Genomic DNA, 10,094 nt, shown 5'->3' on the forward strand with positions numbered 1-10,094 from the left:
TCTCCCGACGGTATCGACGGCCGGGCACGACGAAGGGCCGCCCCGACGTGCGGGACGGCCCTGTCGAGACGGGTGTGGTCAGTAGCGGCCGAGGTTCTGCACCGGGCACATCACGATCCGCGGCGAGCGGGCCGGGTCGAGCCAGGTGAGCACCTTGACCAGGTTGGCGTGGGAGAGGCTGACGCAACCGGCGGTCGCGTTGCCGCTGGCGGTGCTGAACTCGTGCAGGAAGATGCCGCTGCCGACGCCCGGCACCGGCTTCGCCACGTTCGGCGGCATGTTGTACGTGATCACGCCGAAGTGGGTGTAAGCCGGGATCTCCTGCCAGAGCGCCTCGCTGTAGCCACCCGGGTTGGTGGTGCTGTGCTGGAAGGTGTTGTACAGCGGTGAATTGACGTTCTCGTTCCACCAGTCGTACGTCACCACCCGGTGGTACGGAAACCGCACGCCCGGATCGGCGCCGATGCCGTACATGGTCGGGCCGAACGAGTAGACGCCGGTCGGCGTGGTGGGCACACCCTCGACGTGGTTGTCGCTGAACCCCTTGGAGCCGATGCGCGCCGGCAGGGGCGCCGAGACCGCTGTCCAGTGCCCGCTCACCTTCGCGAACGTCTCCAGCGTCGCGTACGTCGTGCTGTAGCCGTTGCCGGTGACGATGACGACCTGGTTGGTCGCATCGGGCAGCGTGGTCAGCGCGGAGGCCCGGTTCGGCGGCGGGATCGGCCGCCCCCGCCCGCTCACGGCCGACCCGCCCGCGTCGACACCGCAGCGATATGTCTGCGTTCCATTCGAAGGATGATGACAGGCCGCAGCCACTTCCGGTGCCCCGGAAATAGTGAGGAACGTCGGTTTCCCACGCGGAGAGTCGGCGTAACGGAAATGACGAGTCGGACGCCACCGGGATCAGTCAGCGCCGAAACGGAAACAGATAACGGGTCAGGACCGGGTCCGCAACTCCCCGGTCCTGACCCCCACCGTCCGGGCGTGGTAGCGGACATCGTCGTATTGAACGTGCGGGCGTGGCACGCCGCCCACTCCGGGCTCAACACGACGAGCCGGCCCGCCTGCACTCAGCTCCACGGTGCCCAACGACCGGACTTCGGCGCGCTCCCGTCTCACCCCGAAGAGGCGCGAGCGCCGGCTCAGGTTAGGCGCGTTTCTCCAGGCTGGACAAGGAGGCTCGGGGCCGGAGAAGGGTGATTGATATCAACGTTGAAAAGCGGCATGTCGGCGTAACACGACGGTTCTCGTGAACGCTGTTTCTGGTCGAGACGACCTCGCCGCCGGGCGTGCCGCGCTCGGTGTGCCGCTGGTCGGCGTCGGGGTGCCACTGCGCCGGCGGCGAGCGCGCGGAGCGGCGCCACCGGCACAACAACCGTACGCCCGTCGCGGCGGCGACGCCGGGTGAGCGGCGCTGCTCAGAAGTGCCGGAGCAGGTCGGGGAAGGCGGCCAGGCGGAGCACGCCCAGGTCGGTCGGGTCCAGGTCGTCATGCTCCAGCACCCAGGTGTTCTCGTTCGGGATGAACACGGCGTTCATCCCGGCCGCCCGGGCGGGGCGGATGTCCGAGCGCGGGGAGTTGCCGATCATCCAGGCGCGGGCGGGGTCGAAGCCGTGCTCGCGGACCAGCCACCGATAGGTGTCGACGTCCTTCTCCGCGACGATGTGCGCAGCCCGGAAATGGTGCAGCAACCCGGACGCGTCGAGCTTGCGCTGCTGCTCCTCCCGCTCGCCCTTGGTCAGCAGCAGCAGCTCGTGCCGGCCGGCCAGCTCGTCCAACGCCTCGGCCACCCCGGGCATCAGCTCGACCTTGTGCTCCACCAGCGCCACCGCGAGCCGGTCGATCTCCCGGCGCTCGCCGTCGGTGGCCGGCCGCTCGCGCAGCCGCTCCAGGCACTCCCCCAGGCTGCGCAGGAAGACCTTGCTGCCGTAGCCGTGCGCCACCGCGTTGGCCCGCTCGATGTCGTCGAGGATGGCCCGGGTCTCGGCCCGGTCGAGAGTGGGGTGATCGAGCCAGGCGAGGAAGTCGTCGATCACTCGCTCGAACACGACGTTGTTCTCCCAGAGCGTGTCGTCCGCGTCGAAGACCAACACCTGCCCGCGCCGCCCTGCCATCCCGTCGACCGTCATGCCGCCGCCTCCTCACGCTCACCCGAACGGTCCGGGACTCTAGGGCACCGGGCGCGGTGTGCGCAGTGACTTTCCGCTCCGGCCCAGCGGCGCGTCGCGCCCGCCCGTCGCTTGTCAGGGCCAGCGCAGCAGCCGGTCCGCGATCATCGCCTCCCGCTCCTCCTGCGCCTCGGGGCGCAGCCGGCCACCCCGGGTGAGCATGACCACCCCGTGCAGCAGGCTCCAGCCCACCTCGGCGAGGGTGTCCGGGTCACGCCCCGCGGCCAGCGGGGCGAGCGCCGCCCGCAGCTCGGCGAAGACCGCCCGGGGCGCCGCCGGCACGCCGTCAACGCCGAGGGCCAGGTCGGGCGTCAGCACGAGCATCGCGTCGTAGACCTCCGGATTCGCGTACGCGAAGTCGAAGTACGCGCTCACCACCGCCGGCCAGGCGCCCTCCGGCCCGTCGGTCGCCTCGGCGTGGGCCTCGGCCAGATCGGCGGCGATGTCGGCGAAGGCGCACACCGCGACGGCGGCGACCAGCGCCTCCAGATCCGCGAAGTGCCGGTAGAGATCACCGATGTCGATCTCGGCCCGATCGGCCAACCGCCGGATGCTCACCCCCGCCCAGCCTTCCGCCTCGGCGAACTCGCGGGCAGCCGTGACGATGCGGTCACGCAGATCTCGTTCGGCGGCCCCTTCTTCAGGTCCGGACACGCCACGAGCCTAGTGGCGCACACCGCCCGTAGTCGCTCCATGACGGATTGGCGACTACGGCAGGCTCGGTCGTCTCCGCCACCGGCCCAACCGGCTCGGGTGCGCCGGACGCGAAAAGTAGCTTGTGGCAGCCGGGGCGCCCTGCTTGGCTGCGGCTGTGACCGAACTTCACACGCCGCGACTCACCCTGCACGCGATCGACACAGCAGAGGGCGAACGCATAATCGCGCGCCATGCCGGAGCGACGGACGTCTGGGCAGATGACTTCCCTTTCGACGGTGACGTCATCGGTGTCACAGCGTTCCTGAGGACCGCCTCAGCCCATGGGAATCCACGGCCGTTCGGGCACTATCGGATCACTCGCAAGGCCGACGGGCAGGCCATCGGCGGCATCGGCTACAAAGGCCGACCGCACAACGGATGTGTCGAGATCGGCTACGGCCTGGCACCGTCGGCTCGTGGTCAGGGCTATGCGGCAGAGGCGCTGACCGCTCTGCTGACCGTCGCGGCCGAGCACGGCGTGCCCCGGGTTGTTGCCGACACCGACAGAGACAACGTCGCCTCCCAACGCACCCTCGAACGTGCGGGTTTCCGGCAGTCGGGTGCCGACGGTGACCTGTTCCGTTACGAGGTGCTTCTCGGCAACTCCTCGCAATCGAGTCAGCCCTAGGACTGGGCCGAGCCGTCTCCCGTCACCGGCGCTCGCACATCGGCATGTGCGTGTGCCGGCCGAGTCGGCACGTCGTAACGCCGAGTAGCGCGCGGATCGCGGCATGAGCGTTGCGCGCTGCGGCGGCAACAACGCATTCCGCAGGGTGCATCTTGGTTAATTGGTTGATGGTTTCGCGGTTTGCGTGACTCCTTCCTGTCGCAGTTCCAGGATGTAAGGCTGGTCGTTGGTCGGCAGGAACCGGACTTCCAGATCGAGTCCTGGGTGCAGGTAGCGACCGTCTGGTTCTGCCAGTAGTACAACCGGTTGCTGGGCAGCGGCGGAGAAGGTCAGTTGGCCGTCGGTGATCGCGATGTCGATCGGGTAGTCGTCGTGTAGGACGTAGCGGCCCGCCACGTCACCAAGCGGCGCGGCTGTGGTGCTGGTGGCGTACCGACGGTCCGCGGCGGCGCGGATGCTGGCCAGCAGCTCCCATCCATCCTCAGAGTTGGTCATCGCAGCGACCGCGGTGCCGCTGTCGGGCCACACGTAGGAAAAGCAGGTATAGCCAACGTTCAACCCCGTGTGTCCGAAACGTCGGAGCCCGGCGCGGTCGTCGACCTGAGTGCCCAGCCCGTAGGTGCCGCCCGGAACCTGCGGTGTCCACATCTCGGTGGCCAGGTCGCTGTCGAGCAGCTTCGAGTCTCCCGAGGTCGCCCGGGCGATCTCGAGGTCGAGCCGGAGCAGGTCGGTCGGGGTGCCCCACAGTCCAGCTGCGGCCGTCTCCGGTTGCACGCGCCAACCGCCGGGGATCCCGGTGCCGCCACCGTGATGGCCACGAGCCACCAGATGCGGTCGCTGGTGCGGAAACTGCTGGTCGAAGCTGCTGTCGGCCATGGCCAACGGTTCCAGCACCAGAGTTCGCATCAGGTCCTCGAACGGGGTTCCGGTCGCGTCCACCATCAGCTGCTGGAGCACGGAGTAGTGACTGCCCGAGTACCGGAAACGGCTACCCGGCAACAGGGTCGACCGAACCGGTGGAGTAGTCGTCGAGCCGCTGCCTTCCAGGACCTGCAACAGCGACGGGGCGCGATCCGCGGCATAGCCGCGATACCAGGTGTCGGACAAACCCGCCGTGTGCGCCAGCAATTGGCGCAACGTAACTCCTGGTTGCTGACCCTCGCGGTCGAGTAGTTGCCACGAGGTGAGGTACTCGCGAATGTCGGTGTCCAGATCCAGGGCACCGTCCTGGACCAGCAGCAATGCGCCGAAGGCGGCAACATGCTTACTGATCGAACAGGCCGCAAACACGGTGCCCGCGGTCACCGGCGTCGACGTCTCGCCACCCGTGACGCCATACCCCGCCGCCCACAGCCGCCCGCTCACGTGCCCGACGGCGATGCTGACCCCCGGCACCTGATAGATGCTCATCAGGTCGGACAACGCCGCCGTGTCCGGCGAAAGCAGCCCGGAAGACACGTGCCGGTCAAGCTGGCCCAGCAACCGGACCCAGTCCTGAGAGATATCCACGTCTTTCACGGCGTCGATTCTCGACCACACCGGTGGATCGCGTCCCCCCGCAGTGTCACGCCTCGCCGGGTTCCACCAACACCAGCCGACTGGGACAGCGCGGGGTCAGCGGCGCAGGGTGAGGATCAGGTCGGCGACCAGGGCCGTCCAGCCGGTCTGGTGCCAGGCGCCCAGGCCCGCGCCGTTGTCGCCGTGGAAGTACTCCGGAAAGGCGATCAGGTCTCGCCAGTCGGGGTGCGTCTGGAAGAGCTGCGCCGCGCCGTAGATCGGTCGGCGGCCCCACCCGTCGCGGGTGAACAGCGCGATCAATCGGGCGGAGAGGTCGTCGGCGATCTCGTTGAGGGTCAGCTTCACCCCGGACCGGGTCGGGTATTCGACGAGAAGATCGTCGCCGAAGAAGGCGGCGTAGTCGCGCAGCGCGCTGATCAGCAGGAAGTTGGTCGGCATCCAGATCGGGCCGCGCCAGTTGGAGTTACCGCCGAAGAGGCCGCTGGTGGACTCGGCCGGCTCGTAGCCGACGCAGAACTCCTGCCCGCCGAGGGTGACCGAGAACGGCTTGTCCAGGTGCGCCCGGGAGAGCGTGCGCAGGCCGTAATCGGAGAGGAACTCGTCGCTGTCCAGCATCCGGGCCAGCAGTCGGACCACCTGCTCCGGCCCCACCATTGAGAGCAGCCGCTGCTGGCGGCCGTCCGGCCCCAGCCGGCGGGCGCCGACCACGTCGGCGTACTCGGGCCGGTTGGTCAGGAACCAGCGCAGCCGGGCGCCCAGCTCGGGCAGGTGGTGCAGGGTGCGGGCGCTGAGCCGGGTGACCGCGGCCAGCGGCAGCAGGCCGACCACCGAGCGGACCTTCAGCGGCACCTTGCTGCCGTCGGCGAGCCGCAGCACGTCGTAGAAGAAGGCGTCCTCGTCGTCCCAGAGCCCCTGCGAGTACGCGGCCGCGGCGATGTAGGTGAAGTGCTCGAAGAACTTCGTGGCGGTGTCCACCCAGGTGCGGTCGTGCTCGGCCAGCACGATGGCCATGTCGAGCATGTTGAGCGCGTACATCGCCATCCAGCCGGTGCCGTCGGACTGCTCCAGCACGCCGGCCACCGGCAGCGCCGCGGACCGGTCGAACGGCCCGACGTTGTCCAGCCCGAGGAAGCCACCCTCGAAGACGTTGTTGCCCCCGGTGTCCTTGCGGTTGACCCACCAGGTGAAGTTGAGCAGCAGCTTGTGCATCACCCGGGCGAGGAACTCGTGGTCCCGGCTGCCGTCGATCTCGAACACCTTCAGCGCCGCCCAGGCGTGCACCGGCGGGTTCACGTCGCCGAACGCCCACTCGTACGCCGGGATCTGCCCGTTGGGGTGCAGGTACCACTCGCGCAGCAGGAGCAGCAGCTGCGCCTTGGCGAAGCTCGGGTCCACCCGGGCGATGCTGACGCAGTGGAAGGCCAGGTCCCAGGCCGCGTACCAGGGGTACTCCCACGGATCCGGCATGGAGATCACGTCGAAGCTGGTCATGTGCCACCAGTGGCTGTTGCGCCCGTGCCGGCGTCCGGCCGGCGGCGGCGAGGATGCGGGATCGCCCTCCAGCCACCGCTTGACGTCGAAGTGGTAGAACTGCTTGCCCCACATCAGCCCGGCGATGGCCTGCCGGGCCACCAGGGCCTCGTCGGGGGTGGCCTCGGCCGGGATCACGCCGGCGAAGAACCGGTTCGCCTCGGCCCGGCGGGCCCAGAACACCGCGTCGAAACCGCCGCCCAGGTCGGCGGGGGGCGGCGGGTCGCCCGCCGGCGGCCCGGCGGTACGGGTCAGCCGCAGCCGGATCTGACGCTTGCCGCCGGCCGGCACGTCCAGCACGTAGTGCAGCGCGCCCTTGGTGCCCTCCCGGTCGGGGTTGACCGTCGCCGCCCCGTCGACCACGTGGTCGTTGATGCCGTCCTTCGGGTAGGGCGAGCGACCCGGCAGGCCCCAGAGCCGCTCGGCGTTGGTGTCGTTGTCACAGAGCAGCGGGGTCGGCGCCCCGTCACCCTCCAGCAGCAGCTGGCCGAGCACCCAGTGCTCGCCGACCAGCCGCGACCCGTCGCCCACCAGCCGCGGCACCCGGTCGGCGCCCGGCAGCCCCCAGGCCCAGGTGTTGCGGAACCAGAGCGTGGGCAGCACGTGCAGGGTGGCTGCCTGGTCGCCCCGGTTGGCCACGGTGATCACGATGCACATGTCCGTCGGCGACGCCTTCGCGTAGTCGACGGTCACCGCCCAGTACCGGTCGTCGTCGAAGATGCCGGTGTCCACCAGCTCGTACTCGGTGTCGTCCCGGCCGCGCAGCGCGTTCACCGCGACCAGCTCGTCGTAGGGGAAGGCGGCCTGCGGGTAGTGGTAGCGCCAGCGCATCCAGGAGTGCGTCGGGGTGGAGTCCTCGTACCACCAGTACTCCTTGACGTCCTCGCCGTGGTTGCCGCCGTCGCCGCCGAGACCGAACATCCGCTCCTTGAGGATCGGGTCCGTGCCGTTCCAGAGCGCGAGCGCGAAGCAGAAGGTCTGCCGGTCGTCGCAGACGCCGGCCATGCCGTCGTCGTTCCATCGGTACGCTCGGGACCGCGCGTGATCGTGCGGGAAGTAGTCCCAGGCCGTACCGTGCTCGCTGTAGTCCTCCCGTACCGTTCCCCACGCCCGTTCGGACAGATAGGGACCCCATGCGCGCCAGTCCTGCTCCCCGGAGTCGGCTTGGGCGAGCCGGATCCGCTCGGCGTCGGGGGCCGGCGCGTCGGAGGACGAACGGTCGGTGATCACCTGCACATCTTCGACGCCGTTCGGGTACTTGACCACAGCAGCCATTCTCGTCGTGGCGTGTGGCACGCCGCCGCCGGTGGAGGAAAGTTGATCGACATTCGCTTCGGCCCGCAGGTCTGCACCGAGCTGACCAGCGCAGCGACCCGGGAGTGGCTCGTCTGCGACGGCGTCGGCGGCTACGCCATGGGCACGGTCAGCGGGTTGCGGACCCGCCGCTACCACGGGCTGCTGGTGGTTGCCGGCGACACGCCCGCGTCCCGACGCGTGGGACTGGTCAGTCTCGACCCGGCCGTGCTGCTCCCCTCCGGGGCGCAGGTGCGCCTCGGCGCGCACGAGTGGGCCTCCGGCAACGTCGACCCGCGCGGGTTCGAACTGCTGGAGCAGTTCAGGCTGGTCGACGGGGTGCCGCGGTGGCGGTGGCGGATCGGCGACGTGGTCATCGAGCGGGAGCTGGCCATGCTCCCCGGCCGGTCGTGCGTGGCGGTGGTGCACCGGCTGGTCTCCGGCGGGCCGGTGCGCCTCGACCTGTCCGCGGCCTGCACCTGGCGCGACGCGCACGGCGAGCGCCGGGCCGACGGTCCGGCTCCCACCGTGGAGCAGGTGGCCGGCGGCGCGGTGGTGGAGGGCGCGTTCCGGCTCTCCGGGCCGGGCTGGACGCCGCAGGGGCAGTGGTGGCTGGGTGTGCACCACCGGGAGGAGGCGGCCCGGGGGCTGCACCCGCAGGAGGACCTCTGGTACGCGGGTCGGTTCAGCGGCGCGCTGGAGCGGCCCGGCGACACGGTCTCGGTGCTGGCCTGGGCGGCGCCGCTGGAGGTCGAGCCGCCGCCGGCGACCGAGGTGATCGAGGTGGCCCGGCGGCGTAACCGGCAGGTGGTGGCGCAGGCGAAGCCCGCCGACGACGTCGAGGCGACGCTGGCCCTGGCCGCCGACGCGTTCGTGGTGCGCACCGCGGACGCCCCGGTGGACGTGGTCGCCGGCTACCCGTGGTTCGGCGCCTGGTCGCGCGACACCATGATCTCGTACGAGGGGCTCTTCCTCAGCACCAACCGGGCCGAGCTGGGGCGGGAGCTGCTGCGCTCGTACGCGGCGACGCTGTCGGAGGGGATGCTGGCGAACACCGCCGACACCGGCCGGGTGGAGTACAACACGGTCGACGCGACGCTGTGGTTCCTGCACGCGGTGAGCCGGCACGTGACCGTCACCGGCGACACCGACCTCGGCGACGAGCTGCTGCCGGCGCTGCACGCGGTGATCGACGCGCACCGGGCCGGCACCCGCTACGGCATCGCCGTCGACCCGGCCGACGGGCTGCTCACCCAGGGCACCGAGGAGACCGCCCTCACCTGGATGGACGCCCGGGTCCACGGGGTGCCGGTGACTCCGCGCACCGGCAAGCCGGTCGAGGTCAACGCGCTCTGGATCAACGGGTTGGCCGGGTTGGCCGAGCTGACCGAGTTGGCCGGCGCGGACGCCGGCGAGCTGTGGCGGCTGCACCGGCAGGCCACCGCCTCGTTCCGGGAGCGCTACCCGGCGCCGGCGGGCTGGCTGCACGACGTGCTGGACGCGCCCGCCCCGGCGTACCCGCTGGGTGGGGCCGCGTACCACGACGACGACTCGCTGCGCCCGAACCAGCTGCTCGCCTGGTCCCTGCCGTACGCCCCGCTGGAGCCGGACGAGGCGACCCTGCGCCGGATCGGCGGCGCGCTGCTCACCCCGCTCGGTCCGCGCAGCCTCTCCCCCGACGCCCCCGAGTTCGTCGGCCGGCACCGGGGCGGCCCGGCCGCGCGGGACGGCGGCTACCACCAGGGCACCGTCTGGCCGTGGCTGTTCGGGCCGTACGTGGACGCCGCCCGGCGCGCCAAGATCCCGGTCGACGAGCTGTTCGTGGGGCTCGAGGCCCACCTCACCGAATACGGGCTCGGGTCGGTCAGCGAGACGGCCGACGGTCTGCCGCCGCACGGCGCCACCGGCTGCCCGTTCCAGGCGTGGTCGGTCGCCGAGTTGCTACGCGTCCGCCGCACCGGCCCCTAGCGCTTTACACGACCGCAACGGCGGCGTCGCCACTGGTTATCCAGGTCGCGGCAGGATTGGCCCCGATCCAGACGCGACGACGGACACCACCGCGGGTGTCGGTCGGCGCGCGCCCGGGGACAACTCCAAGGGGGCCGCATGTCACCTGACGCTGACGTGATCGACATCCACCCCGCCCGGCACCAGCGGGTGCTCATCCTGTCGTGGGAGTACCCGCCGGTGCTCGTCGGTGGCCTCGGCCGGCACGTGCACGCCCTCTCCGTCGCCCTGGCCGCCGCCGGCCACGAGGTCAC

8 protein-coding genes are annotated in these 10,094 nt (G+C 70.6%); 3 read left to right on the forward strand and 5 right to left on the reverse strand.

The window, feature by feature from the left end; all coding sequences use genetic code 11:
- Nucleotides 1-78: 78 nt before the first annotated feature.
- The 3 genes from AB0C04_RS21485 to AB0C04_RS21495 form a co-directional block, all read right to left on the reverse strand.
- Complete coding sequence (locus tag AB0C04_RS21485; protein WP_357057255.1) at nucleotides 79-741, reverse strand: L,D-transpeptidase family protein; 663 nt, start codon at nucleotides 739-741, stop codon at nucleotides 79-81.
- A 677-nt stretch (nucleotides 742-1,418) separates the two neighbouring features.
- Nucleotides 1,419-2,114, reverse strand: coding sequence for an HAD family hydrolase (locus AB0C04_RS21490; protein WP_357057301.1), 696 nt, complete (start codon nucleotides 2,112-2,114; stop codon nucleotides 1,419-1,421).
- Between the two features lie 129 nt (nucleotides 2,115-2,243).
- Nucleotides 2,244-2,822: a TetR/AcrR family transcriptional regulator gene (locus AB0C04_RS21495; RefSeq protein ID WP_357057257.1), complete on the reverse strand. Its 579-nt coding sequence runs from the start codon at nucleotides 2,820-2,822 to the stop codon at nucleotides 2,244-2,246.
- A 157-nt stretch (nucleotides 2,823-2,979) separates the two neighbouring features.
- On the opposite strand from AB0C04_RS21495, the gene AB0C04_RS21500 reads away from it, so the two are divergent.
- Nucleotides 2,980-3,492, forward strand: coding sequence for a GNAT family N-acetyltransferase (locus tag AB0C04_RS21500; RefSeq protein WP_357057259.1), 513 nt, complete (start codon nucleotides 2,980-2,982; stop codon nucleotides 3,490-3,492).
- Nucleotides 3,493-3,648: 156 nt separating this feature from the next.
- On the opposite strand, the gene AB0C04_RS21505 is transcribed toward AB0C04_RS21500, so the two are convergent.
- Both AB0C04_RS21505 and AB0C04_RS21510 read right to left on the reverse strand, forming a co-directional pair.
- On the reverse strand, nucleotides 3,649-5,010 hold the full coding sequence (locus tag AB0C04_RS21505; protein WP_357057261.1) for a serine hydrolase domain-containing protein: 1,362 nt from the start codon (nucleotides 5,008-5,010) through the stop codon (nucleotides 3,649-3,651).
- A gap of 96 nt (nucleotides 5,011-5,106) precedes the next feature.
- Entirely contained in the window at nucleotides 5,107-7,815 is a 2,709-nt protein-coding gene (locus AB0C04_RS21510; RefSeq protein WP_357057263.1) for a glucosidase, read from the reverse strand.
- Nucleotides 7,816-7,857: 42 nt separating this feature from the next.
- Here AB0C04_RS21510 and AB0C04_RS21515 point away from each other — a divergent pair, with 42 nt between their 5' ends.
- Together AB0C04_RS21515 and AB0C04_RS21520 are read left to right on the forward strand one after the other, a co-directional pair.
- Nucleotides 7,858-9,801 carry an amylo-alpha-1,6-glucosidase gene (locus AB0C04_RS21515; protein ID WP_357057265.1) on the forward strand — a complete coding sequence of 648 codons (1,944 nt, stop codon included), beginning with the start codon at nucleotides 7,858-7,860 and terminating at the stop codon, nucleotides 9,799-9,801.
- 138 nt (nucleotides 9,802-9,939) lie between these two features.
- A partial coding sequence (locus tag AB0C04_RS21520; protein ID WP_357057303.1) for a glycogen/starch synthase occupies nucleotides 9,940-10,094 on the forward strand: 155 nt, incomplete at its 3' end.

It is taken from the genome of Micromonospora sp. NPDC048909 (assembly GCF_040649635.1).
Taxonomy (GTDB): Bacteria; Actinomycetota; Actinomycetes; order Mycobacteriales; family Micromonosporaceae; genus Micromonospora.

What these genes read in the sequence shown, in the direction of transcription:
- AB0C04_RS21510 (WP_357057263.1), bottom strand. Translation starts at nt 7,815, where the DNA reads ATGGCTGCTGTGGTCAAGTACCCGAACGGCGTCGAAGATGTGCAGGTG.
- AB0C04_RS21490 (WP_357057301.1), bottom strand. Translation starts at nt 2,114, where the DNA reads ATGGCAGGGCGGCGCGGGCAGGTGTTGGTCTTCGACGCGGACGACACG.